Raw genomic sequence first — 23,651 nt, 5'->3', positions numbered from 1 at the left:
GGTCAGACTGGCGACGACGCCACCAAACCCGAGCCCGCCACAGCCACTACCAGCGACAACGCATCAAACATCCCAGACTGCTGCTGCCGCACTAGGCCCTTGTTCTCGCCCTATTTCGGAGACGCGGCGCAAGGTCTGTACCTCCAGGCCGGCGCCTTGCGGTATTGGCAGGGTGAACTCGTACGGGCGGGGCGGTCTTGACGGGTCGCTCGTTCCGGCGAGGGGACCGCATGTTCCCTGGACCGCCGTTAGCTGCCATACAAAGAAACGCGGTCATTATGACCCGGTTGGTGTCGTGGTCACGCAACGACGTGGCCAGATCGTGCCGGTGGCGATGCTGCGCCGTGCTCGTTCCTTGCATCAGGGAGATAATGGGCGGAATCTGGGGGCGGGTGCTTGATGGGGCTGGCGCATGCCCGTTTACTACGCTGGTAAGCCGGGGGGGGGGGCTTGGCCAGTCATCGTGGACGGTTTTGAGGTAGTTCTCCCGACGTATTGCCTCTCATCGCTACCTAACGTCATGTCTGCAGACGGCAGTTTCCCATACGGTGCTGCCTGGTCAAGGAGCGTCGACGGTCAGTACGACGAGGTCGTCTGGTTTCGATGCTAGGGGGAAGGTTCTCGTGCAATGAGCACAGCCGTTCAACTCGCCTGATTAGTTACCTGCGGGGTGAAACAGCAATTTCATCAGGCGACGCTGCGGGGTGTTGCGCGCCTGTTGCCCTTTTCGCCGTTTCGGCGTCGGGCGTACGAATACATGTTTTGGGGAGGAACATCATGGGAGCTGCCGCGGGGCAGCAGTCACCTGGGGATGCGATGGGTACCGAGGGGGCGGTCTGGGCTGGGTGTGAGGGGTGCTTGGTCGGGCGGCGCGAGGAGGTGGACCGGCTGCGGCGGCTACTGATGTGGCCGTCGGGGCAGGGGGCCGCACGCTTTGCCCAGGTGGCGGGCGAGCCGGGGATCGGTAAGACCCGGTTGTTGGAGGAGGTCGCTGGGCTCGCTCGGCACGTGGGTGTCCCGGTGTTGTGGGGGCGTGCGGCCGAGTTCGAGCGAGACCTTCCGTTCGGCGTATTCGTTGATGCTGTCGCGGACCACCTGCCCGAGGTGTCGGCGGAGCGGCTGGCGCAACTGGGCGAGGAGTCTCTGGGTTTGCTACGCGCGGTTTATCCCTTGCGTAGGGGATCGGCGCGCGACCAGGCTGTGATGGATGTCGAGCGGTACCGCCTGCATCGGGCCGCGCGAGCGCTGTTGGAGGTGCTGGCCGCGCCAGAGGGTCTGCTGCTGGTGCTGGATGATCTGCATTGGGCCGATGACGGCTCGATCGAACTGCTGGATCATCTGATCCGACATCCGCCCGCGGCCCGTGTCGTGTTGGCCGTGGCCTACCGCCAGCGGCAGGCATCCACGCGGCTGAGCGCCAGCCTGTCGCAGGCGATGCGTCGTGACGACACCGAGTTGATCGAGGTTGGCCCCCTCACCGTCGGTGAGGCCGAGCAGCTGCTCGGCCAGGACGGGCACAGCCACGGCATCACCCCAGGCCGATGGACGCGGCTGTATCAGGCCAGCGGCGGAAACCCCCTGTACCTGCAAGCGCTGGCCCGAGACAGCAGCGGGGAACACGGCATCGATGAACACGATCGCATCGACCCGGCACAGGACATTCCCACCCCGGTGCGGGCCGCCCTGTCGGCCGAGCTGACCGCCGTGGCGTCCACCGAACTGCGGGTCGCGCACGCGGCAGCGGTCGCCGGCGAGGAGTTCGACCCCCCTTTGGTGGCGGCGATCGCCAAGTGCGAGCTGGATGAGGCCTTGGCCGCCTTCGATCGGCTCGTGGAGCGTGATCTGCTGCGCCCGGCCCGCATAGCTGGTCATTTCCGCTACCGGCACCCGCTGGTGCGCAATGTCGCCTACCAGAGCGCCGGGGCAGGCTGGCGGGTGGCTGCACACGCCCGCGCGGCAACAGCGCTGCAGCAGCGCGCGGCCCCCGCAACCGCACGCGCGCACCACGTGGAACGTTCGGCGGCCTACGGTGACCGGCAGGCCGTCGATGTGCTGCTGGAGGCCGCGTCCACGACCCTGAACACCGCCCCTGCCACGGCAGCGCACTGGCTGGCGGTGGCGCTGCGCCTGCTGCCGGATGAGGTCGAGCTGGAGCCCATGCGGCTGAGCCTGCTCAGCATGCGCGCCAAGGCCCTGGGTGTCACCGGACGGTTGGCTGACAGCCGGGATCTGCAACACGAAGTACTCCGCCTGCTGCCAGCCGAGCCCGCCGAGCAGCGCGCCCGGGTCGTGGGTTTCTGCGCGGTGATCGACCGCCTGCTTGGCCACCACGCCGAAGCCCGCGCCCTGCTCCTGCACGAGTTGGACGGCCTGGCGGACCCGGACAGTGTCGCGGCGGCGCTGCTCAAGCTGGAACTCGCCTCGGGCCGCCTCACACGCGGTGAGTTCACGACACACCACACCTGGGCGCGGGAGGCCCTCGCGATCGCACGCCACCAGACGGATCGGGCCCTGCTGGCCACCGCGCTGGGCATGTGCGTGCTGAACGACCTGCTCGACGGAACCGTCAACGCGGACACCTTCACCATGCTCGATCAGACCAGTGCCGTGGTGGATGCCCTGCCGGACGGCGATCTCTCGAGGCACCTGGAGGCCACGGTCTGGCTCGGCCTGAGCGAAATGTTCCTCGAGCGGCCGGCCGAGGCGTTGCGGCACTTCGATCGTGGCCTGCGTCTGGCCCGCACGACCGGGCAGATCCTCTTGGTGGCCTACCTACGCCAGGGCCAAGGCGCCACATACAGACTGCTGGGACGCCTTCAGGACGCCGCTGACTGCCTTGACGACGCGCTGGAAGCGGCACTACTGACCGGCAGCGACGAACTACGCACCTTCGCCCTGGCTCAGCAATGCTGGATCACCACGTGGCGAGGAGACATCCCCCGAGCGCTGCAACTGGGCGAACAAGCCGTCGCCACGGCGGGAGCCGTCAAGGACTGGCCCGCGGCCGTCGCACACGCCCTGCTCGCGCAGGCCCACTTGTATGCCGACGATCCACACGCCTGCATCCAGACCCTGCTTCAGGCGGGCGGCGGACCAGCACTACCCAACCTCGACCCACTGTCCCGCGCCTGCTGGTTCGAACTGCTTGCCGCCGCCGAGGCAGCCCTCAACCGCACCGACCGAGCTACGGAATGGGCCGACCACGCAGAAGCGCTCGCCACCACACTGGGGCTATCGACGCGCACCGGATTCGCGCACCTCGCCCGGGCTCACGCGCTACGGTCGACCGACCCGGCAGAAGCCGTCGCACACGCCACGGCCGCCGCCGAGTCCTTCGCCCAGGCAGGCGACCGACTGGACGCGGGGCGGTCACATCTGCTGGCCGGTGTCCTGCTCGATACCTGTGGCCACACCGAACTGGCCGGCAAGCAACTGGCCAGCGCGCATGCACTGTTCACCGCATGCGGAGCGGGCCTGTTCCAGGCCTGGACACTGCGGGCGCAACGACGCGTCAACGCGCGAGGACCCCGCAATTCCCGCCACTCCGACCGGACCGGGGACTTGACCCGCCGAGAGCTCGAGATCGCACGACTGATCGGCACCGGCATGACCAACCGTGAAATCGCCAAACACCTGCATGTGAGCCACAAGACCGTCGAAGTACACCTCTCCCGCATCCTCGCCAAGCTTGGCGTTCCCACCCGCTCCGCAGTGGCAAATGCGCTGGCGCGGGCCGACAACGGCAGCAGAGACGACGATTGCGCCGACCTCGAGCCAGAAAAGTAAGGGATTGCCCTGACGCTGTGGTCGGCGGTGCTGCAACAGGATAAGGGCCATATCTGACGCACCATGCCCCACGCCGCACTCCGTCGCACATTGCTGGTTCGGACTCGGAAAGGAGGAACGGTCGTGGCACCACACGCCCCGACTCTTGCAGTTTGCTATGCCAGCTCCCGTGGTCCGTCGCGTCCTCGACCAAGGGGCGCGCCTACCGTCGAAGCGATGTCCGCTGGCAATGCGGTTGAGACCGGTTATCCGTGAGACCAATGCTGACAGGGCATGCGCCCCACTCGGGAATCTCGCTACATAGGGCCAGTAGAACCCTCAGCGTGACAAAGGGACCCTTGTTCGCAACCGATGGTGCTACACAATGCTGAGGTCGGGACCGCTTTCACAATGAGTCGGGAAGGTTTTCGCTCATGTCATTACCTAAATGGAGTCGCGACGTGAATCTGATTGTACTTCTCGTTGCGATCGGTGTCGGCTTCATTGCGGTAGGAACCTGCCTGGTGGTCTTCGCCGATGAAATTGAAAATGTTGTCGTAACAACTTTTTTGACGGGCATATGACACGCGTGAATGAACCTCATTATCGCCCTGTCACCCCGTGGCCTGACAGGTTCATAACGCTCAGGAGGGGCCCGGACGATGTGCCACTCCTCGAATCTCGAAACGTGGCAACAGAATGGTCGGTACACGATTTTGAATAGCTTCCAGAGGTTTGCATATATACTCGCGATATTGTCCGTCCTCGGCCTGACAATATCGCTCTCTGCTGATTCGCTGCCGCTGGGCGGTGCCGCAGCGACGGGGCGGCACGGTCATGGCGAATCGGTCGACAGACATTCCGTCGGAACAACGGAAGCGAATCGGGCAGGTGACTATTGGACACCGGATCGCATGCGGGCGGCGGTGGACGCCACCAAGCCGGCGGTGCCGAACTCCGCACCGACGTCACCCGTCGCGCAGCCCTCACCAACAGGCAAACCGTATAGTGTCGCGGGCGCTCCTCCCGTGGGCCGCCGAGTGCGTCACGCACAGCCGGACATGGCCTCGCGATCGCATGCTGACCGTCCCTATCCGTTCACGGCGTGGAACCCTGATTCGACGGCCTGGCCTTACTCGACCGTGGGTCGGCTGTTCTTCACAGGAAAAGATGAGCGTGGCGTCGAACGTGAATTCTTCTGCTCGGGATCCGCGGTGGTGAGCGCCAACAAGAGCACAGTGGACACTGCGGGCCACTGCCTGTACGACCGTAAACACAAGGAATGGCGTAAAGACTGGAAGTTTTGCCCCGCATACCACAACGGCAACTGTCCGCATGGAACCTGGGTATCCAAGGCTGTGTTTGCCCACAGCGAGCCTTTTTCATCCTGCGGTGACCTCGTAGTTCTGTAGGACGTGGATGGCCTTGGCGAGTCGGCCGATGCGATGCGGGCTGACACGGACTTTGTGCAGGATGCGCCAGTACTTGAGCTGGGCGTTGGCGCGTTCGCCGGGGCCGCGCAGCCGAGCGTGAGCGCGGTTGGCATCCTTCTGCGACTCGGGTTTGTTCTTGCCCTTGTACGGGGTGATCACCTGTTGGCTGGTCTCGTCGTAGCCGTGGTAGCCCTTGTCACCCAACGCGATCAGCCCCGCATCGCGCAGCGCGGCGAGGATGTTCCAGATCCGGGCGGCCGCGGTGTCGTGCGTGCTGCCCGGCAACTCGCCGGACACCCACAGGATCGTCCCATCCGGAGACGCGATCACCTGCAAGTTCACCCCATGGCGCTTGTGCTTGCCGGAGTAGAACGGCCGGTCGACGGCGATCCGGTCGATCGGGATCAGCGTGCCGTCGATGATCACGTACGCCATCTTCTCGCGTTTGGCCTTCCGCAACGCCGCCCGGAGCTTGGGCGCCCGAGCAGCCAGCAACTCGACGGTTTCGTTGACATACCGCCAGCAGGTCGCGGTGGAGATGTCGAACCCGGCGCCGACCTGCGCGAACGGTTCACCCTTACGCAGATACACCAGCACCGACAGCGCCTGCTGGCCTGGGTTGAGCTTGCGCCACGCCGAGCCCAGCTCTCGGCGGTGAGCGCGGATGAGATCGGACACGAAGGTCAGGGTCTGACGTGACAACGGCAGCGCGGCACGGTAAAACAGCATCTGAAGCCCTTGGTTGTACGGACATGGATCTTGGTCGATTGCTGTCCTACCAAGGGCTTCGTCACGTCCGCGGTAACGACACGCCGATGAACATCACCTTGTCACCTCGGATCCCTTACCCACCAACATATCCACACCAGGATGAAAAGCGCTCAGCGAGTGGATCAACAACGGGCGGTGGGAATTCGACCTCGGCGACATCGTCATGCGACACAACGAGCGCGGTCCGCTGACCGACATCGTGGGCAGCGCGGGCGTTGCCTGGAACTTTCCTCGAAACCAGAACTTTCAGGCACTGGGCTACCCGACCGGGCCGCCGTTCAACGGACAGCACCTGCTTGAGTGTGATGCCCCGTACGCGGCCAGTGAGGGCGCTGCTCCGCAGAGGATGAGCATCGGCTGTGACAGCACGTCCGGAGTCAGCGGAGGCCCATGGTTCTTCGGCTTCACCAGTGACAGCAGCGGCTGGGTCAACGGTCACTCGTCCTACAACTATCTAAGCAAACCCAACACGATTTACTCTCCCTATTTTGGCGACGCGGCACACGATCTGTACATGCAGGCAAGCACCTGAAGGGACGCGGACGGAAGCAGGTATGACGGCGACTTCGGTGTCGAGCATGCTGGCACTAGTGACAATCCGCACAGGCTGGCAAGCCATCTCCCGATCTTCTGGTCCGGCGTGAAGTTGTCGTTGTCAGCCCGCCCATGGCCCGGTGTGGGGAATCCGAGACGTGTTCTCAGTGCGGAGCATCTATTTCGTCGCCTTCGTTGCCTGATCGCGTGCCACCTCAACCTTCGCGTGCACCTCGTTCACTCGGCCCGGTGTCCAGTGCTGACACGCCGCCGTGGCGCTTTGGCGCCAGCAGTACGGAGTCGCCGGCCTATGCCCTTTTCGGTCTCGCGTCGGTGGACGGGCTTAGCAGGGATCTGGTCCTGTGGCTGGCAGTTGGTGTCCGCGGCGGAATATGCGTCCGTGGGTTCTCGTCCCCGCGGGAATGCGCGGACATGACATCATTCAGGGGCTTGGGGCTGTCCCGATGGGCAGATCAGTTGAGCGTGTTGCCTCGGCCGGCCGAGCCCGTCAGGGAGGACGCCTGAGCTGGCTCACAGGTCGAGTCTTGATCAGCCTCAGTTGGATCAGTCCTCGGACAACAAACCCGCAAGGGAGCGGCCGGCAGAGAACGGCCTATGGGTTGCGACAGGCTCCTTCCTCATGCGCGAGCCGTGAGACTTCATGTCCGCGCTGATGCCCCCCGCTAGATAGAGAAGCCAGGTGAAACCGTGTCTGAACAGGAGCTTACGCCGGTGCTGGAGGAAGGTTCTGGCCGCTATGAGCGCTGGTCTGGACGACGTGGAGGAGAAGGTCGAGACAGCGGCTTTCGTCGTGAGGTGGTAACGCGGTGAAGCCCGAAGTTTCACGTGTGGCTGCAGCGGGCCGCTGGAAGCGTTTACCGGTCGGCCGCAGTTCGCCACTCGACCCGATCGCAGTGGGCACACCGAATCGACCCGTTGGGGACGATATGACGGGGAAAATCAGCACTGCGCTGCCGTTGGTGCCGTCCGACGAAGAAATCATGTTTCCCGGCCGGCAGCACCCAGCCTTTGTGATCGCGGCCGGTGTGCGGGGGCGAGACGCCGACAATGCGATGTGGGAAATCATCCGAACGGCCGCACCGAATGCGCAGCGTATGTCGCCGGTCGGCCCCGGGTTTCTTACTCTAGATGCTATTTCCCAGGTGTGCGCCGCGCTGCTGCCGACGGTGCGGCGGGAAGCGCCGGAACTGCTCACCGACGAGCGCCTGCCCGAGGGGCTGTTCGCGATCGACCCGTACCGGGTGCGGCAGATCGGGGTTGGCCACCTGGCCGAGGCGGTCACCTTCGCGGTGACGCGTCGCATCAGCCGCGAGTCGCACCACGCCGCGCTGGTGATCGACCGGATCGCGCGCACCATCCTGGAGATCCGCCGACGCTGCGCTTCCTTCGCGGACGGGCTGACGCTGGTGATCCCCGGCCTGGAACGCTGGGACCGGCCCTCCCTGCGTTGCCTCTACCGCGTCGTGTTGCTCGCCGAGCCCGACGACCGACTGTCGGTGGTGGCCACCGCCGGACCGGCCAGCGTTGACGCGACCGAGGACGATCCGCTGGCCCGCATCGGTCCGGCGCGGGAGCGGTTCTTCGCCCGCCTCACGGCCACCGGCATGGTGCGCGCCACCGACCTTCCGCTGCCCGCCGAGCCCGCCGAGCCCGAGCAGGCCCCGGATCTGCCGGACGAGCACCGCGAGCTCCTGCTGGCTATGGGCGACGCCCTGGTGTTTCAGAACTACGAGCGGGTCTACTACCTGGCCTGGCACGCGCTGGACCGGGCGGCGGACGCGGAGGAGCGGGCGCAGGCGCACCGGTTGATCGGCATCGCCGACGCCCAGCTCGACGAGTTCGCCTCTGCCGCACGCGAGCTGGCGCTGGCCGCCGGGCTCACCGGCGACCCGGCGTTCAAAGCGCACCTGCACTACCTGCGCGGCCTGATCGACACCAAGCGCAACTACAACCTCGACGGCGCGGACGCCCACTACGCCAACGGTCTCGCCGTGCTCGACGCGGACGGCGCGGAATCCGTAGAGCGCGAGGTGGAACGGGCCTGGCTGCACACCGGACAGGCGTTGGTCAACACGCTGCGCGCTAAGGCGGCGACCGACCCGACCGAGCGACAAAGGCTGCTCGCCGACGCCTTCGCCCTAGAGATCCTCGCTTTCGCGCTGGTGCGCGAGACCCCGGGTGCCGCCCCGGCGTACCTGCGGCACAACCTGATGGCGAACCTGACGTTCCTGCTGGAGATCTCGAAACGGTTCCGTGATGCGGTGGGGTTCTGGCGCCGGGCATTCGAGCCGTATCTGGCCGGCGACAGCAAGGAGTTCCGCACCTCCTTCGACGCCCGCATGGGCGTGCTGCTGGCCAAGGCCGGTGAACGGGACCGCAGCGCCGCCGTGCTGGAGGAGGCCCGCACCCGGTGCCAGGCCAGCGGCGACCGCTTCGGCGAGGAAGAGCTCTGCCTCAAGCTGGGTTTCGTCTACGCCGCCGCGGGGGAATTGGAACGGGCGTATCACGCCTACCGCGACGGGCTACGGATCGCGCACGGGCTGCGCGAGGCCGACATCTGTCTTGAGGCCCTCTCCGGGATGCTGTGGAGCCTGGCGGAACTGGGCGCGACCGAGGAGTTCGACGCCCTGCGCTGCGCGGTCCTGCGCGCGCTGCCCGGCACAACCGTCGCCAAGCGCCTCGGCGCCATCACCGACGGCGAAGCGCTGACGCAAGCCCTCGCCACGGCGGGGATCGCCCGGCCTGTGCCCTCGCCCACGCTGCGCGCCTACATCCCCGGGGTGGACCTGGAGGGCACACCCACCCAGGACTTTAACCGCTATCTCATATGGAGCGAAGGCGCCCTGCCCGCCGCGCTCTGCGGACACCGAGACCAGCCGATGAACTCCAGGGGCTGCCCATGACCCACCCCCGTACTTTCTCGCCATCTGCGGCAGCCGCCAGCTACTACGCCTGGCGCGACCGCGCCCCCAGTGAACGCGAGCGGGCTGACCAGGGCCTGGTCGCGGTGATCACGCAGGTGTACGAACGGCTGCGCGGCAACCCTGGCGTGCGGCGCGTGCACGCCGAGCTGATCACGCTCGGGCACCCGGTCTCCCCGAAGCGAGTCTGGTGGCTGATGAAGGCCGCGGGCCTGCAAGGACGTCACCCCAAACCGTGGAAACGCACCGCCATCGCAGGTCAGGCACCAGTGCCGGCGCCGGATCTGATCGGCCGCGACTTCACCGCCGAGGCAGTCGACCAGCGCTGGTGCGGCGACATCGAGCGCCACGAGGCGCCAGTGCGCCGTGAGGCGCTGAGGCCCGAAGGAGGTGTGAGACCTTCTCGCCGGGCTGTCGCAGCAGCCTGGTGGAAGCTGAGCGCAGTCGACTGACCCGGGAGACGCCGGGGAGGGCGGGAAGCGGCTGGGGGATGGCACCCTTATCGGCCGCACTACCCCGGTACCAGTGTGCGCGGTCGGAGAAACCGCCCCGTGCAGCCGCCTCCTTTCCGGGGTCACGAAAATCGCCGCAGGTCTTCGCCGTAGCCTTGCCGTCGTTGGATAGGACGACGACAGCCTGGCCGTGCGCTTGCCGAAGATGTCATCCGTGCGGGTCAAGCTGCGTGGTGGTATTCGTTGAGGATGCCGCCCAAACGTGGGCGTCGGTGGACATCGAGACGGGTGATCCAGGCCTGCTTGGTGAGCGGCGTCGGCAATGGTTGTAGTGGTCGCGGACGTTGGCGATACCTTGGTGCGGCCTGTGAAAGTTGTGGTACTGCTTGTTGCCGACGCTTAGTCCAAAGTGACCAGAGCTGATCGTTGAAAGTGACCATCCCGGGCGACTCGCCGATGGAGATCCATCAGAAGTTGGCGGACCCCTTCCGTGGCCCGGCAAACGTGCTCGGCGTTGCCGCGTGGATGCTGCACTCTGATGCCGGCTGTGCAAGGCAATGTCGGCCGAGTTGTTCTGACCGTGCGGTTCGCGACCGGCTCTCCTGCTGCGTAGAGCGACGCAAGGGAGCATGGGGCATGTGGACGTGATCAACCCAGCGTGCGGTCTCACCGAAACAACGGCTTCCCGTGAAGGCACGGGCCAAACAGATGTCGCTCTCTTCATATTTGCTTGGATTCCAGGGGCACAGCGGTGTCACCGACCCGGATCGCGTTGTCTTGGATCCTGCGCAGCAGCGACCGCAGTTGGTGCCGTTCTTGTTCGGAGAATCCGGCGTATAGCTCCTCCTCGACGCGCTCTTGCACCGTCCACAGCGCGGCGATGGCCTGCTCGCCGTGCGCGGTGATCATGGCCTGGCTCGCGTCGATGGTGAGGTATCCACGTTGAGCCATCGGGGCCAAGGCGGCGTCCAGGTCCTGCACATCGACTCCAACATCCTTGCGTAGTTGAGTCAACGCGGTCGTTCGCTCGCAGGCCAGCACCATCAGCAGCACAACCTGGGTGCTGTCCAGATCGCCGACCTCGCGCAGGCGCGCGTCGAACGCCCTGCGCACCAGCTTGCCGGCAACGCCCAGGTCACGTCCCAGCGTGTTCCGGATCCGGTCGGTCAACATGGCCAGGACCATCCTCATGCGCAACTCGTAAATGCTGATGCCGGTCGCCACCCCGACGTTGAGCGACTCGACGGCGCCGGCCATCGGGATCTGCACCACCAGGTCGGCGGCAGCGACCGTGGCCTCATCCACCCCGTCGGTTTCGTTGCCGACCACCAGGGCCACCTTGCCGCCACGCAACGGCGCCAGCGACTGAAGATGGGGTCCACGAGGACTGGTCACCACGACCTGGAACCCGGCCCCCTGCAACGACTTCACCGCGTGCAACGGATCGGCGAAGCGCCGCACGCGCGCACCGAGAACAGCGCCACGGGCCGCGTCCAGCACCCGGCGTGATCCCAGATCGGTCGACTCGTCGGTCAGCACGATGTCCCGCACACCCAGGGCACGCGCGGTGCGCACTATCGTGCCGAGGTTGCCCGGGTCGGCCACCTTGTCGCACACCAGAGCGAAGTCCCCGTACGGTTCGCTGCGCCCGACCTCAGGAGGCAGCACTGCCACAGCCAGCCAGCTGACCGGCTTAGCGCTACCGATGACTTTGCGCAGCAAGCCTTCGCGCGCAACGTGCACCGGCACCCCGGCGCTGAGTAGTTCCGCACGAAGGTCGGTGTCTTCCTCGGCGTGCAGCGCGTAGCACAGGCTGGCGCCTGCGTCCAGTACCTGCCTTATGAGGCTGGCGCCTTCGATCAGGCAGCGACCGGCGGCGAGCCGTCCCGCCCGGGTACTCAACGCGCGGGCTGCGGCGATGCGCTCGTCTTTGATCGAGTCAATAGTGTGCATAGCGACTACCAGATTAGGCGACCGACGCACTCCGACCGCGGCGCTGGTCGGTACCGGAAGGACGTTTGCTCACCGCGCCTGCATGCGGCCTGGTTGAGGTCGAGGCGGCTATCGAGGTCGAGCCGGAATTTCCGTACGGGTTCACATTTGTCCAGAACAACGCGTTGAGCCCGCGGCGGTCGTCCTCAGTCAGCTTGTTCGCCCACGTCGGATCGACCAGGACCCGTTGCAGCAGCGGGGTGTTGATGTAGACCAGGCATGACTGGAGCAGGTGGAGTGCGAGCATCGAGACTTCGATGGTCTCCCGGTCGGGGCCGGTGAGTTTGCCGTCCTTGCCGTAGAAGGCGACCTCGTTGGCCGAGTTCCAGTTCTCCACCACCTGCAGGCCGGAGTGGATCTTCCGGCGCCGTGCCTTCTTGGCCGGAAAGTCGCTGGCGAAGATCGTGCGTATCACCCGGCCGAGTTTTTTCCATCGCCAGGTAGGCGGGGCTTTTCGGGCCGCCGCCCTTGGTGGACCGGCGCAGCAACTGCTCGGCCTCGGTCGTGCCCCGCCGCAGCGCGGTGGCGTACTTGACCATCTGGTCGTACTGTTCGGTGATCTTGTCCTAGTCGATCGGCCGGTTCACGATCACGTCTTTCAGCTTCTTCAAGGTGTTCGGGCTCTCGTCTGGGCTGCAGAGCTTGATCGCGCCGATGTTCTTCAACCGGGCCAGCAGCCGGACCCCAGCAATTCGGTGAACGCGAGACCGACCACTAACGCCCCGTGCGTGTCGGTGTAGTTCGCCTCGCTCCGCGCGTCCGGGCAACGCCGCAACAGGCCCTGGATCATGGCCGCGACCTCGGACAATGAGCAGCTCTTGACCTGAAAATAGATGCACACGCGGCTCATTTCCATGTGCCAGTGGATCATGATCCCGTTCGAGCCGTACCGGGCGTGAAATTGGGTCAGCGAATTCGAGTCCCACGAACCGAAACGTTTCGAGTCGCTGGCGGTGGTGGTCGCCTTGCCCCACCACTTTGGGGTCCCGCGCGGCCAGGGTCTCGTTGATCACCTTCACGATCGCGCGACGCAGGTTTTCCCGGGTGATATGCGAGACCCGGACCCGGACGCGGCGCAGCGCGGCCTCCCGGTTGTCCTCGAAGGTCCCGGGCATGTCTTGCTCGGTCCCACCACACCCCGGCGACCTGGCCACCCACACGGTGGGGACCGGCATGTTCCTCATTCTGGTCGCCCGCGCGTCCGCGACCGTGTGGGAGGTCCACCGCTCTGCCCGAGGCGCGATCCGCAACCTGACCAAGAAGTACGCGTTCGTCACCCACTCGCCCCACATCAGCCGGGACTACGAGACCCTCCGCATCGACATGCAGAGCTTGTTCGGCCACCTCGGCATCACCACGAAGGCGGCCGCCGCATAGACAATCTTTTGTCGACCGGACTCCGCAAGTCGCTACATAGCGCAATACCGTGACGCGGGGTCCATCGCCGACTCGCGCAGGAAAAGGGGTGTGGCCAAACAATTGGCCCCTTGTTTGAAGACGTTATCTTAGATAACTCTGATACTGGTCGAGAGTAAGGACTGACGCAGTCCCTGCTTGAACGGTGGTCGAGAATTGCACTGTTTTCGTCGTCGCTGAAAGTTGCAGGAGGATCGTCATGACCACACCCGATGGGGCAGGCTTGACTTCCGATCTTGGCTTGATCGGCCCCTATATCAGCTTTCCGGGAATTCGACACCTGGTGTCCGGGATGCCTCCTGCGGAGATTATTCCCGTTCCTGACTCGCAACTAATAGATATTGAACAGCGAGAACTGCCAACGTATGAGCAGTTGTGGCCCATGCTGTGAATCCGAAGGCCGGTCAAAGTTGAAACAGGAGTGATGAATAATGAGTAGGTGGGCTACATTTGTCGACAGTCCTCATGAGCTGCGTACGCGAAGTAGCGACAACCGGGACATCGTATTTTTGACAGGCACGGCCGGTGTAGATATGCAGGGAACCGGCCCCGATTGGCTACACGATGACCTGCTTATCCCAGTGGGACCTCGGTGGAATCGAATCGACAGTGTGGCTCCGGCAGCAAGTTTGGCCGCCATATCTAACGCCGGCGCGGCCAATAATGCCGGGTGGGCTGTAGACAATTGTCGATGGGCTACCTTCAATAATCAGGTCCTTCTCGTTGCGGCACTGGCGGTGAATGATAGTGACGGATTTATACACAGGGTGTCCTTCCAGGTGACCGTTATAGGTGTTTTGGGGTGATAATTCATCCTGTGGGTTCCGAAACTGTGCACTGCGGCCTTGGCTGCGGTGATCGCAAGCATGTGCATTAGGGCATGATTGTGGGATGTGTGGTTGCGGCTGCTGTATTTGATATTCGTTCGGCTGGGTGGTCGGCTGGTTCTGCTCGGGCGCTCCACGGCGTCGAAGGATTTGGAGTTGCCGGTGTTGCGGCATGAGGTCGTGGTGCTGCGTCGGAAGAATCGTCGTCCCCGCCTGGACTGGTCGATCGTGCCGTGCTTGCCGCTTTGGCACGGCGATTGTCGGCCGTGTTACGCCGACACGATTGGTCACGCTGGCCACGCTGCTGCGATGGCATCGGCGTCTGGTGGTCAGGAAGTGGATCTACCCAGATCGGCCTGGCTGCCCGTCGGTTGACGCGGAGGTCGTCGCGTTGATCCGGCGTATGGCAAGGGAGAACCGAGGTGGGGTCACCGAATGATCCAGGATGAGCTGCTCAAACTCGGTCACCGGGTCGGTGCCCCGACCATCCGGTGGGTGCTCAAGCGTTTGCGGATACCGTCAGTCCGGACTCAAGCCTCGGGCACGTCATGGCGCCAGTTCTTGCGTGCTCCGGCGTCCACCATGCGTGCGATGTCTTTTATGTGGACTGCGCGGTGACGCTCCAATCGCCGGAATGGCGCAGTTTCCGCGTTTGGCCCAGCGGGTCCCCGGACGAGCTGGCGACGGAGCGGGGTGCACTGACCTTCGGTCCCCGTTGCCGGTACTGTCCGGCTTGTCCATCAGATGTTGCCACAGCTTGCGTAGGGCTACGTGAGGTGGCCAAAGAGCGTCACTGTCGCTTATCTGCCAACGAATTTGTTCTCGGCAGCTCGGTAGCCATGGTTGGCTGTCGTTTAAACTAGTGTCCTGCGCCTGAAATCTTGAGTGTAGTTCTGTAGGGTGTTTCTATGTCGCATCGTGGTCCGCGGGCTATGGAGATCGTGTTGTCCGATGTGGAGCGTTCGGAGTTGCTGCGCTGGGCGGAGGATGAGGCCCGGCCACGTTTGACCGAGCGAGCGCGGATAGTTCTGGCGTGTGCTGGCGGGGCATCGAATACCGCGGTGGCCGCCGGTTTGGGGTTGACCACGATGACGGTGGGCAAGTGGCGGTCCCGGTTCGCGGCTGATCGGTTGGCGGGCCTGGCCGATCAGCCACGGCCGGGCCGGCAGAAACCCGATTTGGTGCTCAGCGAGGCCGAACACGCGCAGTTGACGCGCTGGGCGCGGCGAGCCAAGACCACGCAGTCGTTGGCGATGCGCGCGAAGATCGTGCTGGCCTGCGCGCGGGGCGGGACGAATAAACAGGTCGCCGCCGAGTTGAGGGTGGGCCAGTCGACGGTCAACCGCTGGCGCTCCCGGTTTGTCGCCACCCGCCTGGAGGGTCTGCTCGACGAGCCTCGTCCGGGGCGGCCACCGTCCATCCTGCTTGATCGGGTGGAGGATGTCGTGGTGGCGACGTTGGAGTCCACGCCGGGCCGCGACACGCACTGGTCGCGCGCGTCGATGGCTGCCCGCACCGGGTTGTCCAAGTCCACGATCGGGCGGATCTGGCGCAAGTTCGATCTCAAGCCGCATCTGCAGGACTCGTTCAAGCTGTCGACCGATCCGCAGTTCGTGGAGAAAGTCGTGGATGTCGTTGGCCTGTATCACAATCCGCCGGAGCGGGCGGTGGTGTTGTGTGTCGATGAGAAGGCGCAGATCCAGGCGCTGGACCGCTCCCAGCCGGTCCTGCCGATGATGCCCGGCACACCCGAGCGCCGCACCCACGACTACCTGCGGCACGGCATCACCAGCCTGTTCGCCGCGTTCAACATCACCGACGGCACCGTCATCAGCGAACTGCACCGCCGCCACCGCGCGGTGGAATTCAAGAAGTTCCTCATCACCATCGACAAGGCCGTGCCAGCCGAACTCGAGGTGCATCTGGTGTGTGACAACTACGGCACGCACAACACCCCTGAGATCAAGACCTGGCTGAGCAAACACCCCCGGTTCCGCATCCACTTCACCCCGACCGGTTCCTCGTGGATGAACCAAGTAGAGCGCTGGTTCGGCCTGCTGACCGACAAACTCATCCGCCGCGGCGTGCACACCTCCGTCGCAGCCCTGGAAAAAGCCATCAAGGAATGGATCGACACCTGGAACCAGGACCCGAAACCGTTCACCTGGACCAAGACCGCCGACGAGATCCTCAACTCCCTCGCCGACTACCTCGCCAAGATCACTCCACCTACCCACACCAAAACAACATAACTACTTAAACTCGAAACCTCAGGCGCGGCACACTAGGGGCGGCATGTGACGATTAGGGGATCACTCACCGCACGATCTTTACCGCTCGTTCGACTGTCTGCTCCCAGGAGTGGGACGCAAAGGCGTGCAACCGAAGACGGATGATCCCAGACAGGGAAACGGCCACATCACCCCGGCGCATCGTGCGTGCAACCCGTGACGACGTGCGGCACAACAGGGACGACCTCCGGACGAGGAGCTCGCTGAGGATGCGGCGGTACCCTCTTTGCCAGGCGCAGGACCAGGACTCGCACAGACCAGATGGTGCGGGGCCGTCCGGGACGTTTCGGTTGGAACACTGCGGCGTGGCGTTCGTGGTGAGCATGTTCCGGTGCCAGTGCCGGATGGTGTCCGGGCGCACCAGCAGACGGGGTCTGTGCAACGTTTGGCGTGGTAGTCGGTGCAGGAGCGCGGCGGGCAATGCCCGGTCAGCCGGAGCGAACCGTACCTTGGTGTCACCGAGTTGCTGTTGCAGTACTGCGATCTGGTGGCGCAGTGCGAGGATCTCGAGGTTTTGTCGCGGTTGCTCATGGGGAGCAGGCAAAGCAGGGCGAAGGTGTTTGTCAGGCCAAGGTAGGCCAGTCGCTGCAGCACGGCCGGCCATCCTGCCGTGGTGGCTGCGTGGGCTGGAAGGCGGCCGGAGTCGATGTCGGTAACACGGTCTGACCAGCACGGATGAGGTTTTCGGCAAGCGCAGGCGGGACACTGGTCGTATCGGTCGGGCGCGGAATGGTTGTGGGGACGTGGATTATTCCCGTGCCGCGCCACGGGAATCGGCCGGAGGACAAGGTCGACGTGGTGATCGCGGTCAGTCAGCTGGCCCGTCTGATGGTGCCAAACCATGGGGTCGCCTATCACCGATTCCCCGCACTACCCGCAACGGTCTCAACCGTCGGCTCGACAGCGGCTGACAACGCGGTCACGAACCCATCTCGTTCACACCAGAGATCATATTCACCGACCGCTGTCCCTTTCGGACAATGGCCACTATTGGACACAGCGTGCGAGGCGGCAGTCAGCTGGCTGGGGCACGATCGCAACATGAGGATTCTCGTGGCGGAGCGGGACGCGCAGGCGTCCCATGCCTGCACAAGGCGGGGAAAGTTCGGGTGGCCTCGCTTGCGGGTTCGGCGAGGGTGATCAGCTGTGTCCATGAAGCGGATTGTCATCGCTGTCGGCGGGACCCTGGGATTCGTGGTTGGTGCGACAGTCGTGGAGTACAGCCTGCGGCCAGTCCGTGACGAGCGGCCGATCGAGCTGAGCGCGGCGAACGCCTTGTTCGACGAGACAGTGCGGCGGGCATGATCCGGCGACTTCGATGGCATCTGCCGGGACCTGGCCGACGTCAGCGCTATGTGCCGGTTTTGCTGGCCGATACTTATCGGCGGGGTGGCGGCCAGGACCAGCGAAGGCCTGGAATCGTTGGCGTAAGCCGCTATCAAGAGGGCACCGGCCCGATGCTGGTCCTGCGCATCGTAGGTGTTCGTGCGGACGGAAGCAGGTATGACAGCGGCTTCGGCGTAGTCCGCACCAACATCGGAGACGATCGGGACAGGCTGGTAAGCCGGACCCCGATCTTCTGGTCCGGTGTGAACTTGTGGTCGTCGGCCCGCCCATGCCCCGCTGGTGGGAACTTTGACGTGTGTTTTCGGTCGAGGAGTCGATTCCGCCGACTTCGTAGCCTGATCGCGTGCTACCTCACCGTTGCGTGTACCTCGTCTGATCGGTCTGGTTCCAGTGCCGACACGCCGTCTCAGCGCCTCTCACACAGGTCGGCGCGGCGGTTGTCCTCCCTGTTGGCGGTGTTTCGAACTTGGCGTCCACCAGAGGGCTTCGACTGGATTGCTCCGATGTGGACAGACCAGGGGGTTCAGTTGACTCGAATCCTGTCGTACCGTTGTCACTTGACCTTGACCGAGCAGTCGACTGACACATGGTTCGGTTCACACCGGGATTTTCGGAAGGAGCGGCCACTTGGCGGGGGGTGGGCCGAGCAGTACCTTGCTCAAGTGGATCCCAGTCGGGCCGCGGTGCCCGCGCCCCACTGTGGATCAGTGCTGGAGGACGCATGACGACGACGGATCGGGAACGTTATGCGGCGGAGCAATGGTTCTGGCGTAGAGGGTTGCCGACGGTGGTCCGGGGCAGGCCGACGACGCAGGTGCTGGTCCGTGGGGTTGGGGCGGTGGCGTTCCTGGCGGTGTGGGAACTTATCACCGATGTCCTGATCGTGATCGATGGTTCCTCGGATCAGGAATTCGAGCGGTTGATGGACAATGATCTGTTCGCGCTCGGCTACAACGGTCTGCTCGTGGGGTTGGTGGTGCTACCGCCGCTCGCGGCCTGGCTGGGGGTGAGGTGGTCGCGGCGGCACACGACCGATGGCCGGGATACGAGCCTGCCCGCCCAGGTGGTCGCCGTCACGGCTTTCGCCGGGTATGTCGTGGTGTGGCCGGTGATCGGGTACCTCATCGACTCCGCTGACGACATCGCGTCCGGCGTGTTGACCAACCTGGGCCTGGTCGTGGCGATTTTGGTGGTGACATTCGCCGGTGGCGGTTCGATCGTGTGCTGGGCTGTCCGGGCGGCGTTCCGGCAGGTCCGTACGCTGGGGACAATGACCAGCCGGGCGGCGCTGTCGTTTCTGCTCCTGGTTACCATCTTCGGGTTCTTCACCGCGGAGATCTGGCAGGCGAACTCCGCGCTGGCGCGTCACCAGATGTGGCTGGTGGTCGGCTTCTTCGCGGCACTGTCGGTGTGGTTGCTGTCGGCGATGATGTCGGACGAGCTGCATGAACTGATCGGGTCCCGGCCACCGGAAGCCGGTGCGGACAAGCTGCGCGGCAGCCCGTTCGAGACCTATGTAGACGATCCGCTCGTTGTCGGGCGCGAGCATGTTCCGCTGCGCCCGGTCGAACGGGTCAACATGGTGCTGGTGTTGCTGCTCGCGCAGGCGTTCCAGGCGTTGGTCTTCGCGGTGCTGATGTTCGGCTTCTTCGTGACCTTCGGCATGCTCGCTGTGCGCCCCGAGATCATGAAGGCATGGAGCGGCCGTGATCCCTCGGTCGGCGAGCTGTTCGGCATCCAGGTGCCCGTGCCCAACGAGTTGCTGCAGGTGTCGATCTTCCTGGCCGCGTTTTCCGCGTTGTACATCGTCGCGTCCACGGCCACCGACGCACGGTACAGGCAGGCGTTCTTCCAACCGCTGGCTGAGCACATGGCGGTGAGCCTGTCGGCCCGGCACATCTACCTCACCCGCTGGGGCGGGGCAACCCGGTAGGCCGACGAAGCGGCGACGTCGACCCCGCCGGCTGATGTCGGCCCACACGCGCTACTTCACCCGTTGCGCGATGATCAGCACGTACGGTTTTAGCTTGGTCGGCCGGAGCGCCAGCAGTGGTGAATGACTGAGCGCTATATGGTACGCACGACGCTGTATCCAGTCGGTCGAAACCCGACGCCGAGCCAGAATGGCCGAGACAGCGAGTTGGCGGGCTCGAAATCAACCGATACCCATCGATGGCCTTGGCTGTGCGCCCAGTCGAGTGCCACGTCGACGAGTGCGTGACCTACGCCGCGCCCCCGGGCCTCTGGCAGGGTCGCGGTGGGGCCGATGAACGGCTCAGCCTCCGGGCACAGCCGCGGCGCCGGCGACGTCGCCTCGATGGTAAGCAGCCCAACGTCTCGTGCGTCGAGACTGGCGATGAGGTGTCTGGCCCCTCGCTCACGTAGCGCAAGGTGGTCCTTCACCAGATCGTCGGGGGACCGGCCGTCCGGCGCGCCGAAAATGGGCGGCGCGGCACGGTGGGCGTTCATGACCTGCGTGAGGCGGGCGATGGTGTCGAAATCCGCGAGTCCGGCCGCGCGGACCTGGACATGCGTCGGACGGGGCCTGGGCGCGGCTGGTCGTACCGCGTAGACGTTGCCGCGTCGGAACCCGAGATTTGTCAACACCTCGTGCAGCGGCGGCAAGGCCACATGTTCCAGGTAGTGCCGCAACACGCCCGCACCGACGAACTCCCGCACAAACTCGCCATAAAGCAGGGCGAGCACCGGAGTCGCATCCTCCAGATCTGGGTCGACAGCGAACCCGTCGGCAGGCAGACGCAGGTAGCCACCGAGCACACGCCCCGCGTCCATGGTCCCGGCTATCACTGCACGCAGGCGGCCGTCCTCAACCACCACGATGCCGCTGTGGCCGCTGTCGCGAAGCTGTTGCAGTGCAGACGTGCACACCGCCGCGTCAGCAAAGGATTCCGGCAGTCCGCCAAGCAACCGGTGGGCAGCGGCGTGCTCGCGCGCCACCAACGCGCCGGCAGACTCAACAGTGGTGTCGTCGAGCTGCGCAACCGTGAACACCACGACCGCTCCCATCCACCCCGCTGCCTGGCCGTTTACTTGATGCTACGGAGCGGGACGGCATCTGGCTGAACCGGCCGCCGGACGCCCGGTTCGAGGGCGCGGAACTGCTGGTCACCACGGCCAGGGAGAGCGACTTCTGGCGCACCACCAGCTACGGGTTCGTCCGGGACAGCGGCCACGCACTGCTCACCCCGTTCCCGGTCGGCAGCACGGTCGAGGTCGGCTTCGTGGCCGCGTTCGAGGAACTGTACGACCAGGCCGGCCTGTTCATCCGGGTCGACCCGAGGACATGGCTGAAGGCCGGGATCGAACAGACCGACGGCGCCCCGCACCTGGGCGCGGTGGTCACCCACGGCCAGTCCGACTGGTCGCTGGCGCCAGTCCAGGACTGGGCGGGCCGCCCAGTCACCGTGCGGGCCAGCCGGACCGGCGACGCGGTCACCATCAGGGCGCGGGTGGCGCGGGAACCGTGGCGCACCATCCGGTTGACGCCGCTGGCCCCGGACGCGGTCGCCACGGCAGGCCGGTTCGCCTGCTCCCCGCAGCGGGCCGGCCTGCCGTGCGCTTCACCCGCTTCGCCGTCAGCCCGGCCGACGCGGCCCTACACACCGAACCACTGGTCGGCCAGTTCGTCCATCGTGGACGCCTGCGGGGCGGGAATGGCGCGCAGGTACCAGGGCAGGTTGCACTGCTGGTGGATCAGCGTATAGCCGAGCAGGCGGCGGGACAGGTCGTGGTCGAGGTCGGCGGGCCGGTAGCCGTAGCCGGTGAGCACGGCGCGCAACAACTCGGCGTCCCCCATACTGCCGAACAACCCGACCGCGACGAACTCGTACTCGGCCGCGCCGAACATGGCCGGCTCGAAGTCGAACAGCCCGGACAGCGACCAGGCGGGGCCGTCGGTCACCAGCAGGTGCTGGCGCATCACCTCGGTGTGCAGCAGGACGGGCGTGGTGGTCGTGGGCAGATCGACGGCGTTTAGGAAGGCGGGAAGCTGGCCCAGCCAGTGCGGGTCCAGGCCCAGTTCCTGTTGCGCGGCAACACAGTTGACCCGCTGGGTGGCCAGGAAGGTGGGCCAGTCCGGGATCGGCAGCGGGCTCTGCCGGGAGGGAGTGATGGCGTGCAGCTCGGCCAGCGCCTCGCCCAGTTCGGAGGCCAGGCGGAGGTGCGTGGCGCGGTCGATGCGCGGCCACGCGGTGGCCAGGGATTCGCCGGGCAGGCGGGACATGAGCAGGTACTGCCAGCCCGGATCGCCGGGCACCGGGCCGGCATCGTGTACGCGCGGCGTCGGGATCGGCAGGCGGTCGGCGATGGCGTTCAGCGCCGCCGTTTCCAGGTCGCATTCGTGCCGGTAGAGATGCGGATAGAGCTTGAGCACGTGGCCCGCGCCGAGCGCGTACACGGGCAGCGACCCGTCCGCGAACCGGGTGACGGAGTCGTTGGCGAAGCCGAGTGCGGCGGCAAGGCCGAGCACCCCGGGCCGCAGCAGCTCCTCGTCACGGCGGACGGCCTCGTAGCGCTCCTCGGTGTCCACCACGGGCAACCGCACGTCGCCGGGTCGGCTCGTCATGCGCCCTCTGTAGCAGGGCAGCCGGGTCGCTGGCGAGCGCATTTCGGGCGGCGGCCCCCGGGCCCCACTTCGAACGAAACCACAAGCCGGCCGGGGACACCGGTGTGGCCGACCCGTTTGGGTCGGCCACACCATGGGCTGGCAGCTCAGTGGTAGGTCTTGCTGGCCTGGGTGGCGAATTCCGTTGTGTAGGTCTGACCCAGGCTGCGGATGTCGAAGTTCCGGAAGCCGTGGGGAAGTGGCTCGCCTCGATGTTCGCATAGGAGTTGGTTGTGGAAGCACAGGCACTACGAAGTCAGGGTTGGTCGATCAGCGATCGCGCGGCATGTGGGCGTGGCCCGGGTGACGGTGCGCGGCTATCTGTCCGGGAAACGGACCCCGGGCGTGCGGGCCCGGGTCGGTGCCGGATGCGTTCGAGGAGTTCGCTGACTTGTGAAACCCACACGTCTGGGTGTGGGTGGGTACAGGTTCGTGTTGATGGACTCGAACGGGCATCGTGTCGGTGCCCGTTCGAGGTTTCGGGTCAGCGGCACGTGGGCGGTATAGGCGCGACCGATGCGAAGCCGTTGGTGAGGGTGTCGCACAGACGGCGAGCCGCCTGGTCGGGCCGGACCATCCATGGGGTGATTGCCTGGTCCTGGCTGCCGGTCAAGAGAACGCTGCCGTCGGGACCGAAGCTCGCGCTGGTGACCGGCGCGGTGTGACCGGAGAGTGTCGCCCACCGGGTGCCTGTCGCGACGTCCCACAGGGTGACATTGTTGTCCTCGTCGCCAGCTGTGGCCAGCAGGTGTCCATCGGGACTGAGCGCCATGGCCGCGATCTGTCCCCTGTGTCCAGTGAATGTGTTGATCAACGACCTGGTGGACACATCCCAGACGAAAACGGATCCTCGTCGGTCGGCTGTGACCACTCGGTTCCCGTCGGCACTGAATGCCATCGCGTCAAGAGACGAGGAAGAGGAACCGCCGCGAATCTCAGCGATGCGGGCATGGGTGGCCAGATCCCACAACGTCACGCCATCTGCCCTAGCTCCGGCGAGATATCGGCCGTCGGGGCTGAACGTGATGGCGGAAAGCTGCAACCCGCGTGTATTCAGCTCGCCCACCGGCTGACGTCGGCCCGTGTCCCACAGGGTGGTCATTTCCCTGTTGTCGAGGGTGGCCAGCGTTCGACCATTAGTACTCAAACTCAGCTTGAACAGTCCGGTCTCGTGAGCGGCGATCTCGCCAATGCGGGTGCCACCAGAGCAATGATCAGAACCTGTGGATGGTTCTCGGCGAGGTGACCTGGATGGGC

The 23,651-nt window shown here is 65.3% G+C and carries 19 protein-coding genes; 12 read left to right on the top strand and 7 right to left on the bottom strand.

The features are described 5' to 3' along the window. Window positions 1-777 precede the first annotated feature (777 nt). From JOF56_RS49310 to JOF56_RS49305, 3 genes are all read left to right on the top strand, one after another. Window positions 778-3,786, top strand: a complete 3,009-nt coding sequence (locus JOF56_RS49310) for a helix-turn-helix transcriptional regulator (protein WP_209646360.1) — start codon at window positions 778-780, stop codon at window positions 3,784-3,786. Between the two features lie 440 nt (window positions 3,787-4,226). Further along, window positions 4,227-4,349, top strand: a complete 123-nt coding sequence (locus JOF56_RS59860; RefSeq protein WP_281065605.1) for a hypothetical protein — start codon at window positions 4,227-4,229, stop codon at window positions 4,347-4,349. A 171-nt stretch (window positions 4,350-4,520) separates the two neighbouring features. Next, on the top strand, window positions 4,521-5,177 hold the full coding sequence (locus JOF56_RS49305; protein ID WP_209646359.1) for a trypsin-like serine peptidase: 657 nt from the start codon (window positions 4,521-4,523) through the stop codon (window positions 5,175-5,177). Here the strand turns inward: JOF56_RS49305 and JOF56_RS49300 are convergent. Then, entirely contained in the window at window positions 5,148-5,927 is a 780-nt protein-coding gene (locus JOF56_RS49300) for a transposase family protein (RefSeq protein ID WP_209642021.1), read from the bottom strand. The genes JOF56_RS49305 and JOF56_RS49300 overlap by 30 nt on opposite strands. A gap of 205 nt (window positions 5,928-6,132) precedes the next feature. On the opposite strand from JOF56_RS49300, the gene JOF56_RS49295 reads away from it, so the two are divergent. From JOF56_RS49295 to JOF56_RS49285, 3 genes are all read left to right on the top strand, one after another. Then, entirely contained in the window at window positions 6,133-6,501 is a 369-nt protein-coding gene (locus tag JOF56_RS49295) for a trypsin-like serine peptidase (RefSeq protein ID WP_209646358.1), read from the top strand. 829 nt (window positions 6,502-7,330) lie between these two features. Further along, window positions 7,331-9,427, top strand: a complete 2,097-nt coding sequence (locus JOF56_RS49290) for a tetratricopeptide repeat protein (RefSeq protein WP_209646357.1) — start codon at window positions 7,331-7,333, stop codon at window positions 9,425-9,427. Next, complete coding sequence (locus JOF56_RS49285; protein ID WP_209646356.1) at window positions 9,424-9,897, top strand: IS3 family transposase; 474 nt, start codon at window positions 9,424-9,426, stop codon at window positions 9,895-9,897. The genes JOF56_RS49290 and JOF56_RS49285 overlap by 4 nt, the downstream gene beginning before the upstream one ends. 720 nt (window positions 9,898-10,617) lie before the next feature. Here JOF56_RS49285 and JOF56_RS49280 read toward each other — a convergent pair. From JOF56_RS49280 to JOF56_RS61150, 3 genes are all read right to left on the bottom strand, one after another. Then, complete coding sequence (locus JOF56_RS49280) at window positions 10,618-11,850, bottom strand: TrmH family RNA methyltransferase (protein ID WP_209646355.1); 1,233 nt, start codon at window positions 11,848-11,850, stop codon at window positions 10,618-10,620. Between the two features lie 13 nt (window positions 11,851-11,863). Next, complete coding sequence (locus JOF56_RS59155) at window positions 11,864-12,304, bottom strand: Tn3 family transposase (RefSeq protein ID WP_307855616.1); 441 nt, start codon at window positions 12,302-12,304, stop codon at window positions 11,864-11,866. A 151-nt stretch (window positions 12,305-12,455) separates the two neighbouring features. Beyond that, window positions 12,456-13,004 (bottom strand): hypothetical protein, encoded by a 549-nt coding sequence (locus JOF56_RS61150; protein ID WP_443667636.1) that lies wholly within the window; start codon window positions 13,002-13,004, stop codon window positions 12,456-12,458. Between JOF56_RS61150 and JOF56_RS49265 the strand changes: the two genes are divergently transcribed. From JOF56_RS49265 to JOF56_RS49245, 5 genes are all read left to right on the top strand, one after another. Further along, complete coding sequence (locus JOF56_RS49265; protein ID WP_209646353.1) at window positions 13,003-13,266, top strand: hypothetical protein; 264 nt, start codon at window positions 13,003-13,005, stop codon at window positions 13,264-13,266. The genes JOF56_RS61150 and JOF56_RS49265 overlap by 2 nt on opposite strands. A gap of 238 nt (window positions 13,267-13,504) precedes the next feature. Next, window positions 13,505-13,696 carry a hypothetical protein gene (locus tag JOF56_RS49260; RefSeq protein ID WP_209646352.1) on the top strand — a complete coding sequence of 64 codons (192 nt, stop codon included), beginning with the start codon at window positions 13,505-13,507 and terminating at the stop codon, window positions 13,694-13,696. 1,344 nt (window positions 13,697-15,040) lie between these two features. Then, window positions 15,041-16,384: an IS630 family transposase gene (locus JOF56_RS49255; RefSeq protein ID WP_209643729.1), complete on the top strand. Its 1,344-nt coding sequence runs from the start codon at window positions 15,041-15,043 to the stop codon at window positions 16,382-16,384. Between the two features lie 1,191 nt (window positions 16,385-17,575). Continuing rightward, window positions 17,576-17,728: a hypothetical protein gene (locus tag JOF56_RS49250; RefSeq protein ID WP_209646351.1), complete on the top strand. Its 153-nt coding sequence runs from the start codon at window positions 17,576-17,578 to the stop codon at window positions 17,726-17,728. Between the two features lie 763 nt (window positions 17,729-18,491). Next, complete coding sequence (locus JOF56_RS49245; RefSeq protein WP_209646350.1) at window positions 18,492-19,703, top strand: hypothetical protein; 1,212 nt, start codon at window positions 18,492-18,494, stop codon at window positions 19,701-19,703. A 134-nt stretch (window positions 19,704-19,837) separates the two neighbouring features. Here the strand turns inward: JOF56_RS49245 and JOF56_RS60535 are convergent, their stop codons facing one another. After that, window positions 19,838-20,785 (bottom strand): GNAT family N-acetyltransferase, encoded by a 948-nt coding sequence (locus tag JOF56_RS60535; RefSeq protein ID WP_209646349.1) that lies wholly within the window; start codon window positions 20,783-20,785, stop codon window positions 19,838-19,840. Between the two features lie 20 nt (window positions 20,786-20,805). Here JOF56_RS60535 and JOF56_RS49235 point away from each other — a divergent pair, with 20 nt between their 5' ends. Then, window positions 20,806-21,495 carry a DUF1349 domain-containing protein gene (locus tag JOF56_RS49235; protein WP_209648947.1) on the top strand — a complete coding sequence of 230 codons (690 nt, stop codon included), beginning with the start codon at window positions 20,806-20,808 and terminating at the stop codon, window positions 21,493-21,495. Here JOF56_RS49235 and JOF56_RS49230 read toward each other — a convergent pair. Further along, window positions 21,387-22,355, bottom strand: coding sequence for a phosphotransferase family protein (locus tag JOF56_RS49230; protein WP_209646348.1), 969 nt, complete (start codon window positions 22,353-22,355; stop codon window positions 21,387-21,389). The two genes, JOF56_RS49235 and JOF56_RS49230, sit on opposite strands and share 109 nt — an antisense overlap. Before the next feature lie 523 nt (window positions 22,356-22,878). Further along, window positions 22,879-23,496: a WD40 repeat domain-containing protein gene (locus JOF56_RS49225; RefSeq protein ID WP_209646347.1), complete on the bottom strand. Its 618-nt coding sequence runs from the start codon at window positions 23,494-23,496 to the stop codon at window positions 22,879-22,881. Window positions 23,497-23,651: the final 155 nt, after the last annotated feature.

The organism is Kibdelosporangium banguiense (genome assembly GCF_017876405.1).
Taxonomy (GTDB): Bacteria; Actinomycetota; Actinomycetes; order Mycobacteriales; family Pseudonocardiaceae; genus Kibdelosporangium; species Kibdelosporangium banguiense.
Note: the sequence above shows the minus strand (reverse complement) of the source record. Positions and strands in the feature narration are given on the sequence as shown.